The organism is Halomonas sp. DP5N14-9 (genome assembly GCF_019802175.1).
GTDB classification, from domain to species: domain Bacteria; phylum Pseudomonadota; class Gammaproteobacteria; order Pseudomonadales; family Halomonadaceae; genus Halomonas; species Halomonas litopenaei.
The window spans coordinates 18,217-34,646 of the sequence record NZ_JAHVHR010000002.1; the positions used below are offsets into that span (position 1 = coordinate 18,217).

General features: G+C 62.0%; 17 protein-coding genes. 5 read left to right on the forward strand and 12 right to left on the reverse strand.

Annotated features, from left to right (window positions below; genetic code table 11):
* Window positions 1-40: 40 nt before the first annotated feature.
* Genes KUW00_RS01685 through KUW00_RS01700 form a run of 4 tightly spaced genes read right to left on the reverse strand, consistent with a single transcriptional unit; the run spans window position 41 to window position 3,312 of the window.
* Window positions 41-1,342 (reverse strand): TRAP transporter large permease, encoded by a 1,302-nt coding sequence (locus KUW00_RS01685; protein WP_231498473.1) that lies wholly within the window; start codon window positions 1,340-1,342, stop codon window positions 41-43.
* 20 nt (window positions 1,343-1,362) lie between these two features.
* The gene (locus tag KUW00_RS01690) at window positions 1,363-1,926 is read right to left on the reverse strand and encodes a TRAP transporter small permease (RefSeq protein ID WP_083970439.1); all 564 of its coding nucleotides are present in this window, start codon (window positions 1,924-1,926) and stop codon (window positions 1,363-1,365) included.
* On the reverse strand, window positions 1,898-3,064 hold the full coding sequence (locus KUW00_RS01695; protein WP_045993115.1) for a TRAP transporter substrate-binding protein: 1,167 nt from the start codon (window positions 3,062-3,064) through the stop codon (window positions 1,898-1,900). Before KUW00_RS01695 ends, KUW00_RS01690 begins: the two co-directional genes overlap by 29 nt.
* 2 nt (window positions 3,065-3,066) lie before the next feature.
* On the reverse strand, window positions 3,067-3,312 hold the full coding sequence (locus tag KUW00_RS01700; protein WP_045993114.1) for a hypothetical protein: 246 nt from the start codon (window positions 3,310-3,312) through the stop codon (window positions 3,067-3,069).
* 293 nt (window positions 3,313-3,605) lie between these two features.
* Here KUW00_RS01700 and KUW00_RS01705 point away from each other — a divergent pair, with 293 nt between their 5' ends.
* A complete protein-coding gene (locus KUW00_RS01705) occupies window positions 3,606-4,634 on the forward strand; it encodes a LacI family DNA-binding transcriptional regulator (protein WP_108131469.1) in 1,029 nt (342 codons plus the stop codon).
* A gap of 107 nt (window positions 4,635-4,741) precedes the next feature.
* On the opposite strand, the gene KUW00_RS01710 is transcribed toward KUW00_RS01705, so the two are convergent.
* From KUW00_RS01710 to KUW00_RS01740, 7 genes are all read right to left on the reverse strand, one after another.
* A complete protein-coding gene (locus KUW00_RS01710; RefSeq protein WP_052704375.1) occupies window positions 4,742-5,743 on the reverse strand; it encodes an Ldh family oxidoreductase in 1,002 nt (333 codons plus the stop codon).
* Window positions 5,740-6,675 (reverse strand): hydroxyacid dehydrogenase, encoded by a 936-nt coding sequence (locus KUW00_RS01715; RefSeq protein WP_222515531.1) that lies wholly within the window; start codon window positions 6,673-6,675, stop codon window positions 5,740-5,742. The genes KUW00_RS01710 and KUW00_RS01715 overlap by 4 nt, the downstream gene beginning before the upstream one ends.
* Before the next feature lie 35 nt (window positions 6,676-6,710).
* Window positions 6,711-7,319, reverse strand: a complete 609-nt coding sequence (locus KUW00_RS01720; RefSeq protein WP_222568106.1) for a tripartite tricarboxylate transporter TctB family protein — start codon at window positions 7,317-7,319, stop codon at window positions 6,711-6,713.
* Window positions 7,316-8,839, reverse strand: a complete 1,524-nt coding sequence (locus tag KUW00_RS01725; RefSeq protein ID WP_045993110.1) for a tripartite tricarboxylate transporter permease — start codon at window positions 8,837-8,839, stop codon at window positions 7,316-7,318. The genes KUW00_RS01720 and KUW00_RS01725 overlap by 4 nt, the downstream gene beginning before the upstream one ends.
* A 10-nt stretch (window positions 8,840-8,849) precedes the next feature.
* A complete protein-coding gene (locus tag KUW00_RS01730) occupies window positions 8,850-9,815 on the reverse strand; it encodes a tripartite tricarboxylate transporter substrate binding protein (protein WP_045993109.1) in 966 nt (321 codons plus the stop codon).
* A gap of 171 nt (window positions 9,816-9,986) precedes the next feature.
* On the reverse strand, window positions 9,987-11,156 hold the full coding sequence (locus KUW00_RS01735; protein WP_045993108.1) for a UxaA family hydrolase: 1,170 nt from the start codon (window positions 11,154-11,156) through the stop codon (window positions 9,987-9,989).
* A 2-nt stretch (window positions 11,157-11,158) separates the two neighbouring features.
* Window positions 11,159-11,443: a UxaA family hydrolase gene (locus tag KUW00_RS01740; RefSeq protein WP_045993107.1), complete on the reverse strand. Its 285-nt coding sequence runs from the start codon at window positions 11,441-11,443 to the stop codon at window positions 11,159-11,161.
* 192 nt (window positions 11,444-11,635) lie between these two features.
* On the opposite strand from KUW00_RS01740, the gene KUW00_RS01745 reads away from it, so the two are divergent.
* The 4 genes from KUW00_RS01745 (at window position 11,636) to KUW00_RS01760 (ending at window position 15,018) form a co-directional block, all read left to right on the forward strand.
* Window positions 11,636-12,358: a GntR family transcriptional regulator gene (locus KUW00_RS01745; RefSeq protein WP_108131464.1), complete on the forward strand. Its 723-nt coding sequence runs from the start codon at window positions 11,636-11,638 to the stop codon at window positions 12,356-12,358.
* 429 nt (window positions 12,359-12,787) lie between these two features.
* Window positions 12,788-13,030, forward strand: a complete 243-nt coding sequence (locus KUW00_RS01750; RefSeq protein WP_222568107.1) for a phage late control D family protein — start codon at window positions 12,788-12,790, stop codon at window positions 13,028-13,030.
* 2 nt (window positions 13,031-13,032) lie between these two features.
* Window positions 13,033-13,989, forward strand: coding sequence for a tetratricopeptide repeat protein (locus KUW00_RS01755; RefSeq protein WP_222568108.1), 957 nt, complete (start codon window positions 13,033-13,035; stop codon window positions 13,987-13,989).
* Window positions 13,990-14,583: 594 nt separating this feature from the next.
* Complete coding sequence (locus KUW00_RS01760) at window positions 14,584-15,018, forward strand: hypothetical protein (protein WP_222568109.1); 435 nt, start codon at window positions 14,584-14,586, stop codon at window positions 15,016-15,018.
* Window positions 15,019-15,126: 108 nt separating this feature from the next.
* Here the strand turns inward: KUW00_RS01760 and KUW00_RS01765 are convergent, their stop codons facing one another.
* Entirely contained in the window at window positions 15,127-16,422 is a 1,296-nt protein-coding gene (locus KUW00_RS01765) for an adenylosuccinate synthase (protein WP_045993100.1), read from the reverse strand.
* Window positions 16,423-16,430: the final 8 nt, after the last annotated feature.

The window sequence follows — 16,430 nt, forward strand, 5'->3', positions numbered from 1 at the left end:
AACGCCGTATTACCGAGCGCAGGCACTTTTCAGACGAGCCCTACCCTATCGCCCAGGTCGACAACCAAGGCAAATAAGCGATCATCAACACCACGATCAGCATCCCCAGCACGAACGGCAGCGCGTAGCGAGCGATCGACAGCACCGAACAGCGGGTCAAGCCGGACACCACGAACAGGTTGAGTCCCAGCGGTGGCGTGATGAAGCCCAGGCCCAGGGTGGTGACCATCAGGATCGCGAAGTGGAACTCGTTCATCCCCGCCTCCAGCGCCAGCGGCAGCAGCAGCGGTGCCAGGATGACGATGTTGGGGGTGGTTTCCATCACGCAGCCAGCCAGCACCAGAATGCCGATCATCATCAGGATCATCAGCCAGGGGGCGTCGGTGACACCGCTGATTCCGCTGACCAGGGTCTGGGGGATATCGAGGCTGGCCAGGCTCTGCGCCAGCGGCAGGGACACCGCGATGATCGGCACGATGACGCCGCACACCCGCGCCGAGCTCTCCAGCATGCGCGGAATGTCACCCAGCGTCAGGCGGCCCTGGCGCAGGCCGATGATGACCACCACCACCACGGCCACCGATGCCGCCTCGGTAGGAGTGAAGATGCCGGTGTAGATGCCGCCCAGGATCACCACCGGTACGAACAGCGCCCAGCGGGCGTCCCATACGGTGTCGATCCAGCGTCGCCAGGAGAAACGCTCGCGATCGCCTTCGAAGCCGTAGATGCGATTGAGCACCATATTGGTGGCCATGACCGAGATCATCACCATCACCCCGGGGATCGCCGCCGCCAGAAACAGCGTCGAGGCGGACATGCCGAGCACCAGGCCCATCACGATATAGGCGATCGATGGCGGGATCAGGATGCCGGTGCAGGCACCGGAGGCCACCAGCGCACAGGCCGCCGGCAACGGATAGCCGCGCTCCACCAGCCGGGGAATGGTCATGCGCCCCACCGCCGCGGCACCCGCCGCGTCCGAGCCGGAGATGCAGGCAAAGAAGCCGCAGCCCAGCGTCGTCGAGCTGCCAAGGCCGGTCTTGAGCCCGCCGACGCTGGCCTCGGCCACATCCAGCAACTTGCCGGAAAGCCCCGAGCGCACCAGGGCATCGCCGGTCAGGATAAACAGCGGCACCGCGATCAGCGCAAAGGCGTTGATGCCCTCGAACAGCGACTCGCCGAACACCGACAGCGGCAAGGTCTCGGTAAAGGTCAGCATGCCCAGGGTGCCGAGACCGATGGCGACCCACACCGGCACCCCGACCAGGATCATCACGATCAGCGCCGCCAGCGGCGCATAGAAGGTCCAGTCCAGGGAGGCCGCGGCCTGTTGAAGTTCCATGAATTCCATGACGGTCCCCCTCAGTCGAAGAGCTTCTGGCCATCGAAGACCGGATCACCACGCTGCATGCGCCGGATATCCGCCAGCATGCTCTGCACCACTCGCCAGGCGATCAGCAGAAAGCCCACCGGGATGGCGGCCAGAAAGAACGCCTGGGAAACCCGCAGTCCCGCGGTGACCGAACCGAAGTTGATCGATGTCAGCACCGGTGCGATTGACAGGTACAGTGCCCACACCGCCAGCACCAGGGTGGCGATATCCGAGATCCACCAGCCCAGGCGCTTCATGCGAGGCCCGCCCAGGTTGATCAGCACATCGATGCGGATATGGGCGCGGTCCCTGACCGCCGCGGCAGCGGCGAGCCAGGCCAGGTAGATAAAGGCATAGCGCGCCAGCTCCTCGCCCCAGACAGAGGAGTAGTTGAGGGCAAAGCGGCGGATGACTTCCACCGCCACCGTCAGGATGATCAGCGCGTAGAAGGTCAGCAGCAGCCAGCGCTCGGTGCGGCGATCGACGTCGTCACAGCGCAGGCGCAGGGCGCGCCAGCGCGTGTCCTTAGGCGTTGCTGTCGACGAAATAGCCATTTTGCACCTCCGTGGCGGCCAGCAGTTTGTCGAATGCCTCCAGCGACCCCGCCAGTTCACGCTTGGTCTCGTCCCAGGCGGGCAGCTGATGGCCGCAACGCTCGACCCACTGGGCCTTTTCCTCGTCGCTCAGGGAGTAGACCTCGACGCCGGCCAGGCGCATCTGGTCATGGGCGTAGGCTCGCGCCGCCGGGACCTTGGCGAGGTTTTCGCGGAAGGTGACATCAGACGCCTGCATGACAGCGTCCTGAAGCGCGCCATCCAGGCTGTCGAACCAGGCCTTGTTGCAGGTGTAGACCTGGGCATCCGGCACCGACTGGATGGTGGAGATGCTCGACAGCACGTCGGTGAAGCCGAACACCAGCAGGGCCTGGACACTGGGGTCGAGGGCATCGGCCACGCCCTGCTTGATCGCCGACGAGGTCTCGCCCCAGGCCACCGGCGTCGGGTTGGCACCGGCCAGTCGATAGACCTGCTGCAGGATCTGCGAGGACGGCACCCGGAACTTGATGCCGGAGATGTCATCGGGGACCCGCACCGGGCCATCGAGCAGCCCCTCGCGCACGGCGACGGTCCTCGGGTCGATGCAGATATAGGACAGCACCTTGAAGCCGCGCTCCTCGACCTTGTGGTGAACGGTGTCGCGCCAGGCGTCCGAGGTCACCAGATTGATCAGACGCTGGTTCTCGCCACACCAGTAGGGAATGTTCACCAGGTCGGCTTCCGGGGCGAAGGACGACAGGTTGGACAGCGAATGCTGGGCGATGGCGATGGAACCGTTCTGGACCATCGAGATCAGCGCCCCGCCGGTGGCGAGCTGACCACCGGGCGCCAGCTTCACGTAGAGCCGACCGCCGGAGAAGTTCTGCAGGTTCTCCTTGAAGTTGAGCTGCATGATCGGATAGGCCCGCGAGGCGCCCAGGGTATAGCCAGTGGCGAGCACGATGGTGCTCTCGGCCGCGTTCTCTCGCTCGGACTCTTCCTTGGCGGTGGCCGCCATGGCGCTTTCCGAGAACAACGCACCGCCGACCGCACCGACCACCGCGGCGGTAAAACCGAACTTCGCCACGGTGCCCATGAACAGCCGTCTTTCCGGCTGACTGGGAGCACCGCTGTCATTGGTGATGAAATCTCGCATGGTCATTGTCCTTGTTGTGTGGTTGGCGTGCCCGGCTCGGCGCCAGACGGCGCCTTGCCCTCGAACTTGAGGCAGGCAGAGACGAAGAAGGCGGTAGCGAGCGTCAACAGCACCGCCTCGTAGGCGGCTTCCAGCGCCCACATTCCCGGTACATAGCGCTGGATGGCGACGTTGACGAAAAAGGCGGCGAACAGACATATCGACAGCCATAACATCAACTTGGCTGAGGACGAAGACGACCTGGACATGGGTGGCGACTCCCGACTCTCGTTGTATTTGGTGGTACGCGTCGTTGTCGATCTTGCTGAGCCTGGACCGGCTCCGCTCGAAGCCGTGGTCAGGCTAACGAGGCAAAAATGCAGCAGTGAACTACGATCAACGCTGTCTGCTGCTATAATTGTAAGCGCTTACATGGCGCACTATTCAAGGTAGATTCCTCTATAGGACTTGTCCAGCCAGAATCCTGTAAAGGACCTTCGACTTTAGCCGCAACCGTGGCGCCGATCGGATCACACCGGTGGCGCCACCCAGGAGAGGCCAGATGAACGATCGTCCCACCAGAGCGTTGCTGGAAGATGTGGCCCGGGAGGCCGGGGTCTCGACGGCGTCTGTCTCGCGGGTGCTCAACGGCGCACCCCACGTCAGCGACCGCCTGCGAAAGAAAGTGGAGGCTGCCGTCGGCCGCCTCGGCTACGTGCCGGATGGTTCGGCCCGTGCACTGGCCTCACGCCGCATCGGCGCCATCGGTCTGCTGGTACCGACCCTCGACAACCCGATCTTCGGCACCATGGCCAACAGCCTGGAGCGGCGCCTCAAGGAGCATGACTGTCGTCTGCTGCTGGCCACCTACCGCTACGACCTCGAGGACGAACTGCAGGCGTTGCGGACGCTGGTCCAGCATGGCGTGGACGGCGTCGTGTTGATCGGCCATGAACACCTTGCCGACGCCTACCGTCTGCTTCACCAGCGTCAACTGCCCTTCCTCACCAGCTGGCAGACCCATGACAAGGCCGAAGCCCCCTGTATCGGCTTCGACAATCGCGGCGCCGCCAGACAGCTGGCGAGCCACCTGATCGACCTGGGCCACCGCCACCTCGCCATCGTCACCGCACCCTATGAACACAATGACCGTGCCCGGGCCCGCTTCGAGGGGTTCAGCGATGCGATTGCCGCTGCCGGTTGCCCGGCGCCAGACGTCGAGGTGGTGGAGTATGGTGTCGCCGAGGGCGCCGACGCCTGCGCCAGACTGCTGGAAATGCCCTCCCCGCCCACGGCGCTGCTCTGCGGCAATGACACCCTGGCCTTCGGCGCCCTGCTCGAGGCCCAGCGACGCGGGCTCGACCTGCCTCGGGAACTGTCGATCACAGGCTTCGACGACCTGCCCCAGGCGGCCTACATGTCGCCATCGCTGACCACCGTCTCGGTGCCCGCCAGTGACATCGGAGTGCATGCCGCCGACGCCCTGATGACGTGGATTCGCCATCGCGAACGGCCCAGCGACCTGCACCTGGATGCCAGCGTCCAGCTACGGGGATCGACGGCGCCGCCACTTACCGGAATCGGCCAGTAGGCCGGCTGAGCTGGCTGATAAAGCCATTCAGCAAAGCTATTCGGGAAAGTCGTTCTAGGCGCTATCCGCGAACTGTATCCGCGAACGCTATCCAGGAAGCCGCACTGCTAGGAAGTCGCAATGGCCGTCAGGTCATCCACCACCGCCGTCGGCAGTGCCAACCGATCATGGCTCTGGCGTCGCAGCTGGTGGCGCCGGTCGCCGGGCAGGCGCACGCCCGGCTGCTCGAGCATCGCGGCGAACAGCACTTCACAGCGCGCGAGCACATCGGGCGCGAAGCGATCGACGTCGAACAGCAGCATCAAATGACCGACCCCGGGTGGCTCTCCCTGCGCCTCGAAGAAAGACCCCGCCTCGAAACCGAAGCGACTACCGGAAAGCCCCGCGCACAACAGCTCCACCATCATCGCCAGCGCCGCCCCCTTGGCGTCTCCTGCCGGCACCATGCTGCCCTGGATGGCGGTCTCTGGATCGGTGGTAGGCGCCCCATCCGGCCCCACCGCCCAGCCCTCGGGGATCGGCTTGCCGGCCTTGCGCGCCAGCATCACCTTGCCCCTGGCCACCTTGGACAATGACAGGTCCAGCAGCATGGGTTCGCCCTCGGGTCGCGGACAGGCGAAGGCGATGGGGTTGGTGCCGTAGAGCGGCTTGTGACCACCCCAGGGCGCCATGGCCGACGGCGCATTGCTGAATGCCAGCGCCATGAAGCCCTCCCTAGCCGCTCGCTCCACCGGTGCACCGGCCACCCCAAAGTGGTGAGAGCGTCCGATGGAAATCGCGCATAGCCCCTGCTGCCGCGCCACCTCGAAGCCGGCGTCCAGCCCGCTGGCGATGGCCGGAAAGGCCAGTCCATGGTCGGCGTCGACCCGCACCACCGCGCCATCGGCTTCGGCCCTGGGTATGGCGCCGGCGTTGACCTTGCCGCTGGCGGCCTGGTCCAGATAGAACGGTAGGCGCGAGAGCCCATGGGACGGCAGACCGTCGCGCTCGGCGTCGAGCAGCGCCTCCACCGTGATGGCGGCCTCGCGCTCGGGGAAGCCCCTGGCACGCATCGCCTCCATGGCGAGTTCCCGCGCCTGTTCGCGGGCAAGTGTTGTCGTCTGGCTCATGCCACCCCCTCCGGCGTCAGTACCGCAACCACGTTCTCGGCGGTCATCTGGCTGATACGCGCGTTGGACTCCTCGGTCACCCCGGCGATATGCGGGGTCAGTACCAGATGGGGCACCCCTTCGAGCACCGAGCCTGCGCCAAGTGGCTCCTGCTCGAACACATCGAGCATGGCCCCCGCCAGGCGTCCACTGGTGAGCGCCTCGGCCAGTGCCGGCTCGTCCACCACCCCACCGCGGGCGGCGTTGATGACCACTGCGCCGGGCTTCATGACGGCCAGGCGATCGGCATCCAGCAGGTGTCGGGTCTGGTCATTGAGCGGCACATGCAGACTGACCACATCGGCCTCGGCCAGCAGCGCTTCCAGCGTCTCGCAGCGCTGGGTCTGGCCCCAGGCCGCAGACTTGGCCGGCAGGTGGGGATCAAACGCCAGCACCTCCATACCGAGGGCCCGGGCGAGCCCGGCGGTGACCTGGGCGATGGCACCAAAGCCCACCAGACCCAACCTCGCGCCGCTGACCTCACGCCCCATCAGCGCCTGGCGGGGCCACTCCCCTGCCAACATGGCCGGGGTCGAGGCGTAGGCACCTCGACGCAGCATCAGCGCCCCCGCGATCACGTACTCGGCCACCGAGCCGGCGTTGCCCCCCTGGGCCGGCTTGACCTCGACGTCGCGCTCGGCGCAGGCCCCGAGGTCGATATTGTCGAGTCCGACACCAAGACGCCCCACCACCTTGAGGCGCGGCGCCCTTGTCAGAAGTTCGCTATCGACCTGGGTCCGATTGCGCACGATCAGCGCATCGGCGTCCGCTACCGCGTCCAGAAGGCGTCCTCGATCCTCGACCAGACGGGTGTCACACAGCACTTCGTGGTGCTCACCGAGCCAGGCCACCGCCTGCTCGTCCATAAATTCCGAGATAACTATCCTGGCCATCGTTGTACTCCCTCGATAATGGCGTCGAATCGGCCTCACAGCGTGAACCAGCGCCCCGCCGGCAGCGGAACATTGAGCACCAGCGCGAACAGGGCATAGAAGAAGGCCACCAGCACGGCGCCGGTCAGCAGGTGTCCGGCCAGGCGACGTGGATGCCAGCGCCGGTACTGCGCGACCACCATCAGCCCGACGAAGCTTGCAAGGCCGGTCAACAGGAAGCCGAGCCAGGGCAGCGCCAGGGCCCAGGCCAGCATGATCCCGACCAGCGCCAGGCGCCGGGGGGTCGAGCCTGAGCCCGAGTCCGAGCTCGCATCAGAGCTTGAATCAGAACTTGGATCAGAACTCGGATCAGAACCCCGCTCATGGTTGGCCACCACCCCGCGCAGCCCAAGCTGCCCCAGGCGCAGCAGTCCCGCGACGATCACCACCAGCGAGATCACCGCAGGAAATACCGCCCCGAGCTGACTCATCTCACGGGTCTCCCACAGGCATAGAGCGGCGCCGGCGACGAATAGCGTCGGCAGCAGATACTCGCTCGCTCGGGAGCAGGAGGCCTGGATAGCGTGCTTCTTCTTGCCGGCAGCGCTGGTGTTGTGGACAGTGCTCGTGTCGTGACCAGTGCTCCTGTTGTGAACAGCGCTCATGGCGACGCCTCCCCATTGATCGTCTTGTCCTGACGTCTTGCCTCACGCCGTGCCTTGACCATCGGGTAGAAGACGCTCAACAGCGACAACGCGATGATCGTCAGGCTGATCGGCCCACCGAAGAAGGTAGCGAACAGCGACCCGCTGGCCCGCCCCATCAGGAAGCCCTGGACGAAGCCCTGCTCGGCAATGGGTCCGAGGATCAGCCCCAGCACGATGGGCGAGGGCCGAAAGCCGTAACGATTGAGCACCCAGCCCAGCACCCCCAGGCAAAGCATGATCACCACGTCGCTGGCGCTGTTGCGGATGGCGTAGGTGCCGATCACCGTCATGAAGGCGATGGTCGGTACCAGCAGCGCCTTGGGAATGGAGATGATCGACTTGAAGGCGTAGCGCCCGATCAACAGACCCAGCGGCAACAGCAGGCAGGTGGCCAGAAACAGCCCGGCGACGAAGGTGTAGGTGATGCCGGCGTTGGTGGTGAAGAGCTCCGGCCCGGTACGAAAGCCCTGCACCAGCAAGGCCCCGAGGATCACCGCATCCGGCGGCGTGCCGGGGATGCCCAGCACCAGGGTCGGAATGAAGCCGCCGCCCACGGTGGCATTGTTGGCGGCCTCGGTCGCCAGCACCCCCTGAGGATTGCCCTTGCCGAAGCTCGCCGGCTCGTCGGCCACCCGGCGTGCCTCCGAATAGGACACCAGGCTTGCAATCGAGCCGCCCGCCCCCGGCAGGATGGCGACACCGGTGCCGATGGTCGCCGAGCGCAGCAGGTTCAGCTTGCCCTTGATGGCGATCGCCATGCCCTCGCGAAAGCGCACCCCGCGCGACACGCCATCCACCTTGAGGTGGGCGGCGGGTGTTGCCACCAGATCGATCAGCACCGGAATGCAGTACAGGCCGATAAGCGCCGAGACCGTCTCGATGCCACCAAGCAGCACCGGCGAGCCGTAGGTGTAGCGGATATCGCCGCCGATCACCGCGACGCCCACGGTGGACAGCAACAGGCCGAAGCCCGCCCCCATGAACCCTTTGAGGGTCGAATCCTCGGACAGCGCCGAGATCAGCGTCAGCCCGAAGATCGCCAGCCAGAAGTACTCCACCGGCCCGAAGCTGAGCGCGACCTGGGCCAGCAGCGGCGCCAGCAGCAGCAGCGCCAGCACCCCGACCAGCCCACCGACCACCGAGGCGATGGTCGACAGGGTGACGGCCAGATCACCGTCACCGCGGCGGGCCATGGGATAGCCGTCGAAGGTGGTGGCGATGGCCGAGGGCGTACCTGGCGTATTGACCAGTATCGCCGAGTAGGAGCCGCCGTAGATGGCCCCGGTATAGATGGCGCCGAGCATGATCAGGGCCGACTCCGGCGCCATGCCGAAGGTCACCGGGACCAGCACCGCCACCGCCATGGTGGCGGACAGCCCCGGCAGGGCACCGATGACGATGCCCGCCGTTACCCCGAGCAGGGCCAGCGCAAGATTGAGCGGCGACAGAGCGCCGAGCGCGTGAACGATAAGATCCATGGCGTTAACCTCAGTCGATCAGGCCGAGTTCTCGCGCGCTGGTCTCATACTGCTGGCTCTGTTCGGCCAGGAAATCGGCAACATCGTCATTGCCGACGTCCATCAACACGAAACCCAGATCCTCCATCTCCTGGCGGAACTGGGGATTCTGATTGATCTGATCGAAGATCTCGGACAACCGCGCCTGAACGTCTGCCGGCGTCTCGCTGGGCACCGCCATGCCACGATAGGCGCCGCCCACCATGTCATAGCCGAGTTCCTGGAAGGTCGGCACGTCGGGGAACAGCGGATGGCGCTCCTCGGCGGCCACCGCCAGCATGCGCACCTTGTCCTGATGGTTGGCAGCCACGGTGGTATAGCCCCACTCGGCCTGGACCTGGCCACCCAGCAGAGCGGTGACCGCCGCGCCGGTGCCCTTGAAAGGGATGTAGGTGGTGGTGACGTCGGCCAACTGCTGGAAGCGCGTATTGGCCACGTCATTGGCACTGTAGGTACCGCTACCGGAGAAGGTCACCACACCGGGCGCCTGGCGCGCCGCCTCGACCAGATCTTCCAGGGTCTGGTAGGGGCTGTCCTCGCGGACCAGGATGGCGTCCGGCGAGTAGTGGAAGAAGTAGAAGTTGTTGACGTCCTCGGTAGCAAAACCGGCGTCCTTGCCCATCGGCTTGAGCACGATATGGGGCAGATTGGAGCCCATGATGGTATGGCCATCGGCGGTCATGTCGTTGAGCTGGGACCAGCCCACCGCGCCGCCGCCACCGGGCATGTACTGGATGATCAGCTGCTGGCCGGTGATCTCCTCGAAGTACTTCTGCTGCAGTCGGGCACTGATATCGGACTCGCCGCCCGGACCGAAGGGGATCACGTACTGCACGTCCTTGGCGGGAAAGTCCTCGGCGTCGGCGAGAGCCAGTGGGGCCACGAGGGTTGACGCCGCCAGCATCGCGGTCAGGGTCAAGGTGTGGGAAAGGCGCATGACGTTACTCCTGATGTTGTCGTTATGGGGTGGTCAGGATCTTCGCTACGAGCAACTCGCTTTCATTGCTCGCCGTTCTTGCACAACCTTCTTTGCTACAACGGCCTGCCCCTCCCGACGAACGGCGGGAGGAGCCGGTTTTTTTGCCAGATCGCCGCCTCGGGCGCTGGCTTAGGCGCTTTCGTACAGACGGGTCAGCACAAACTCCCGATGCCCCAGCGCCTCGGCGGCGGTATTGCGGCCATTGGCGGTGCGCAGCATCATTTCAAGCAGCTGATCACCGGCCTCTTCCATGTTGATCTCGCGCTTGAGGATCGAGGACACATCGACGTCGATGTGCTCGCTCATGGTGCGCACGGTGCGCGGGTTGGCGCAGATCTTCACCACCGGCAGGATCGGGTTGCCGATGACGTTGCCCTGCCCCGTCGGGAAGAAGTGCACCACGTAGCCGGCGGCGGCGCACAGGGTCACCATCTCGGCGGCGGCGGAAGACGAGTCCATGAACCACAGGCCCGGCTTGTCCGGCGTTTCGGCCTTGTCCAGTACGCCATCCACCTTGCAGCGACGGCCGATCTTCTGGATGTTGCCCAGCGCCTTCTCCTCGATGGTGGTCAGGCCACCTTCGATGTTGCCCTTGGTCGGCTGGGACTCGGACAGGTCGCTGGTCTTGTGGCGGTCGATCATGTCGCTGTAGCGATCGAACATCGCCTGGAACTGTTCGCGCACCTCGGGGGTGGCGCAGCGCTCGGCCACCAGGTGTTCCCCGCCGGTCAGCTCTGAGGTCTCGCCGAATACCAGGGTGCAGCCGGCGTCGTACAGCTTGTCGAAGGCGTCGCCCACGGTGGGGTTGGCTCCGCAGCCGGAGGTGGTGTCCGACTCGCCGCACTTGGTGGACACCCACAGTTCGCTGACGTCGCACTCCTCGCGCTGGATCTCGCTGGCGTACTGGACGAATTCCTTGGCCTTCTTGGAGGCGGCACAGATGGTGTTGTGATCACCGTTCTGCTCGATCCAGAAGCCTTCGACCGGCTTGCCGGTGGCCTTGATGCCGTCCACCACCTTGTTGGTCCAGCCTGGCTCGATACCGATCACCACCACCGCCGCCACGTTGGGATTGCAGCCGGTGCCGATCAGCGTACGGAAGTGCAGGTCCAGATCGGCGCCGAACTGCAGGCGGCCGTAGGGATGCGGCAGCGCCAGTGCGCCCTTGATGTTGTTGGCAACCGCTTCGGCGGCAGCATTGGAAATGTCGTCCACCGGCAGCACGATCACGTGATTACGGACCCCTACACGGCCGTTTTCACGCCGATACCCCTGGAACTTGCGACCCTTGATTTCCATGCTTACCACCTCTTTGTCTTGACGTTGTGTACGTGCAGGTGCTCGCCCTGCTTGATCGGCTGGACGACGCGCCCGATATCGACGCCGTACTTCATCACGGTGTCGCCCTCATCGAGGTCACGAATGGCCAGCTTGTGACCGATGGGAATGGCGTCGCTCACCTCGAAGGTGACCGTCTGGTCCTGATGCATGACCCAGCCTGTCAGGGTCTGCCCCGCCTCGACGCCTTCGACCACCACGACCCCGACACTGTCGTCGGCATCGTGCACTACGAAATCGATGCTCATGCTGCCCCTCTCCTGAACGAATGTTGTTGACGTTGTGATATCGCCGGTTGGCCCTGGGCAGGTCTCGTTTGCTGCCCTCACAACTCATATATAGGACATAGGATATAGGTTAGTCAAGTATCAACTAGATTTCCCTCGAGCTATACTGGCGGCGAAGAAACGGGCCTCGCCCAACGCAAAGAAGGAACCCGCATGGATCAGCCAAGCCTCAGCTACCGACCGCTCTACCAGCAGATCAAGGAGGTGCTGCTTCAGCGCATCGTCTCGGGAGAGTGGGCACCCGGCACCTTTATCCCCAGCGAGTCGGCGTTGGCCAAGGAGTATCAGGTCAGTGTCGGCACCCTGAGAAAGGCGCTGGACTCCCTGGCCAGCGACAACGTGGTGATCCGCTACCAGGGCAAGGGCACCGTGGTCGCCACCCACGATCAGGACAGCTCGCTGTTTCGCTTCTTCCACCTGACCCGGCTCGATGGCACCCGCTCGCTACCGACGTCACGCATCCTGGTGCGCGAAAGGCGTCCGGCCAACGAAGAGGAAATGGAGGTGCTGGGATTGGAGGACGCAGACGACGTCATCCATATTCGCCGTGTCAGGGAGCTCGACGAACGCCCCGCCCTGCTCGAGGACGTGGTGGTCGCGGCGACACGCTTTCCGACGCTGGAAAGCCTGCCGGAGACCCTGCCAAACACCCTCTATCAGCTGTATCAGCAGCGTTTCGGCTGCAACGTCAGCCACGCCGAGGAACGCCTGTTCGCGGTGGCGGCGGGCAAGGACGAAGCCCACCACCTGGAGATCGACGAAGGCAGTCCGATCCTCGAGATCCGGCGGGTAGCAAGAGATATTCAGGAGCAGGCGCTGGAGTACCGAGTGTCCCGTTGCGAGACCCGGCATCACTGTTACTTCAACGAGTTGTAGCGCCCCGACCCAGCCAGGCTTGCTCGATTGATGGCCAGGCAGCGTGCCCGATGTGGGCAGCCACTACTGGCCTTGAAGGGTCGATCATTCTCTCCCCCGTGGACGATATCCTGGCCACGGGGGAGCCTCTCTCATCAGCTTCTCTCCTCATCTACGCCAACGCAGCGCCCCGCCTTGAGCCGCCACGTCCCCGCCAGAGATACCGCGCGAGCCACTTCGTCACTCCCGGTTATTTTGTACTGATCTTCTTACAAATCCACCGCTTCCATTCATCCATCCATATCACCGATTCCCCCAGACAACCGATGATGCCTAATGTAGCCGTAACCATTAGATAATGGTTCGCCGTCGCTCGCCCCGTACAAGTCCGACCCGAAGTTCGACACACCTGAAGAGCGTTCCCGGACACGTTCTGGCGGAAGCGTGGGCATGGACACGCACAGGGAGCGCAAAGCAATGGAGAATGGCTCGGGCCGCTGGCTGGGATCACTGTTCGATACGGAACTCACGCAGGACGAACGACTGCTGAAACTCAGCGTCGGCAAGCATCCACTGATTCCCCATCGACTGGTGGGCAATGAGCGAATGTCCCACCCCTTCCGCTACACCCTCGACTGCATTTGCCAACGCGGAGATATTGAGCTCAAGGCCGGATTCAAAATTAGAGTATAAAAATGTCTCCTATCCAAAAAATCCTATCATTCATCCTGATATCATTTTTAACAACAACACTACATGGCTGCGACAACTTATCGAACATCCATAAAAATGACGAACAAAGCACCGCCTTTATAGAAATGGAAAATTCTCCATATTTTATTGCCAATGCGCCCAGTCGGTACGCACTGTCGGATAGGCTTGAAAATATCGACATGACGCAACTAACAGAAGATAGCAAAAAAAACGACGGAGAGGCCAAGCTTATCCTTGGGCTGATATATTTAGATATGGTCACTGGGATTGAAGAACCCGTGGACAAAGCATACGGGTTAACACTGCTTCAGGAAGCATGGCAGCTTGGCGTGGTGGATGCGGGCCATATCTTATTCAAAGTTTACTTCTACGGACATGGCGTCCGCGTCAATCACCCCCTGGCATTGGTCTATCTCGAAGCATCGGCAGAAAAAGGCTATATACGTTCGCAAAAAAACCTTGCTTATGCTTACAGGGGAAATAGCCAAGGTCCTCAACCACGAGGCATCGTCGAGCTGGATATCGAGAAGGCACGATACTGGTTTACCAAAGCGGCGGAACAAGGCGATGCCGAGTCTGCCACTCAGTTAGCACAAATTTACTATAAGGGATTAGGAGTACCTAAGGACGACAAAGTCGCTTTTGAATGGCTAAAGCGAGCAGAGAACATGCCATTTGAAGGACGCATGAGCCATAGTGGTCTTGCCATGTGTTACGAGCAGGGTATCGGCACCGAGGTAGATCTGGTTCAGGCATATAAGTACTACGATCTTCAGGGCACCGCTGGCGTACCCGACAAACGCCGACTGGAGGCCCAGATGACGTCGGAACAAGTGCAGCAGGCCATTACCCTATCCCGAGCTTGGCAGGAAGAGAATCGCACGTTTTTCCCGAGCTACTATGGCCTGGAGCACCAGCCGGATGGTAGCTACAAGTAGCAAGAATGCTATTTCTTCGTTTTATATGTTCGTTTCCCTACCCCAGTACTACCACACATCCAGTTTTTGGGGACGCTTCGACACTTTATATAGACGTATGCTGTCCACCTTACATATGTGAAATTCACTCAGGAAAAAAGGAGCTTTGATAAACCAGCCGTAACTTATTGCAGGAAGTAAACTACACAAAGGAGTGTGTAATGCCTAAACGCCCTATTTCCATATCAATCATCTGCTTCGCCTTGATGATATTTTCCATAGTACAGTTTGGGTTAATTATGAGAGGCTATGAAAGCATCGACTTTACCATAAAAATGCACATGATTGGGCTGCCTAGGCAAATGCAGTCATTATTACTAACCGTCAATGCTACCATGCTACTATATACAGCAATGATGATATTCGCTCGTCTAAAAAGAGGGAGAAATATCTTTATATTTTGGCACGGCTTAACTCTTCTGTTTTTGTTTTTCATTAACTTCGACAAATCAATAACAAATTTATTATTGTTGTTTTTTATAATGTCTACCTTTTTCCTATATCGTCAAAAAGCCAATATCTATTTCAATTCTCTTGTCTCATGACGGTATCATCATGAGAAAATTATTTGGTATTCTCTTTCTAAAGATCTGCGCCTTTTTCGTATATACAGTGGGCCTGCTGGCATTCTTCGATGTCCCAGAAACCGGGAATGTAAAGTTTGAAGTAATGGGGGAATATTGCATACCTCTGGCAGGATTCCTGTTACTTGGCCTGGTGGTATACCCTGGGTCAAACTGGATGACATTGTCAGGCATCACGCTACTATCAGGGCAGGCAGTCAATGTCTTGATTACTTTTCTATTGATATCGTTCAAGCGATCGGAAGAGCTTTCTAACGTTATGGACACAAGCGCTTTCGATTATTTCAGCGACTATCTCTCCGGCTTCTCGATAATGATCGGCGTCGCTTTGCTTGGCGTCATTCTGCTTGCTTTGGGGCGCGTATACAGAAAATCACACGAGGCTCTCGATGGAGTGCCGCCATGAATTCACCAGCAAAGGGAATCGGTGAGGGTTATCGATAGAGGGCAAAAGGCCGGCATCACTGCCGGCCTTTTCTGTTGCGCCCGTCGCTTGGGTCAGGCGACCTGACGATCAGTCACCGAAGGGATTGCGCAGGACGATGGTCTCGTTGCGGTCCGGGCCGGTGGAGATGATGTCGATGGAGGTGCCGACCTGCTCCTCGAGGAAGCTGATGTAGGCGCGGGCGGCGTTGGGCAGGTCTTCGACGCGCTTGACGCCCAGAGTCGACTCGCTCCAGCCCGGCAGGTCCTGGTAGACCGGCTCGATGGCCTCGTAGCCTTCGGAGTCCACCGGGTTGTCGAGCACTTCGCCGTCCTTGCTGCGATAGCCCACGCAGACACGGATGTTCTCGAGCCCGTCCAGTACGTCGAGCTTGGTCAGGCAGATGCCGGATACCGAGTTGATCTGCACCGCGTGACGCAGCGCCACGGCATCGAACCAGCCGCAACGACGGGCGCGACCGGTGGTGGCACCGAACTCGTGGCCCTTCTCTGCCAGGTGACGGCCGTGCTCGTCGAACAGCTCGGTGGGGAACGGACCAGAGCCGACACGGGTGGTGTAGGCCTTGGTAATACCCAGCACGTAGTCCAGATACAGCGGGCCGACGCCTGAACCGGTAGCGGTACCGCCGGCGGTGGTGTTGGAGCTGGTGACGTAGGGATAGGTGCCGTGGTCGATGTCCAGCAGCGAACCCTGGGCGCCTTCGAACAGGATGTTCTCGCCACCCTTGCGCAGGTCGTGGACCAGGCTCACGGTGTCGGTGACCATCGGACGCAGCTCTTCGGCCATCTCCATGGCGCTTTCCAGGGTCGCCTGGAAGTCCACCGGCTCTTCGCCGTGGTACTTGGTCAGCACGAAGTTGTGGTAGTCCAGCACCTCGCCCAGCTTGGAGGCGAAGCGCTCACGATGGAGCATATCGCCCAGACGCAAGCCACGGCGGGCGACCTTGTCTTCGTAGGCCGGACCGATGCCGCGACCGGTGGTGCCGATCTTGGCGATGCCACGAGCCTTCTCGCGAGCCTGATCCAGGCGCACGTGGTAGTCGAGGATCAGCGGACAGGCCGGCGACAGACGCAGGCGCTGGCGCACCGGTACGCCCTTGCTCTCGAGCTCGCGGATTTCCTTGATCAGCGCCTCCGGCGACAGCACCACGCCGTTGCCGATGACGCAGGTCTTGTCCTCGCGCAGCACGCCGGACGGAATCAGGTGCAGGACGGTCTTTTCACCGTCGATGACCAGGGTGTGGCCGGCATTGTGACCGCCCTGAAAACGCACCACGGCGGAGGCGGACTCGGTCAGCAGGTCGACGACCTTGCCCTTGCCTTCATCGCCCCATTGGGTACCCAGTACGACTACGTTCTTGCCCATTGCAGTTC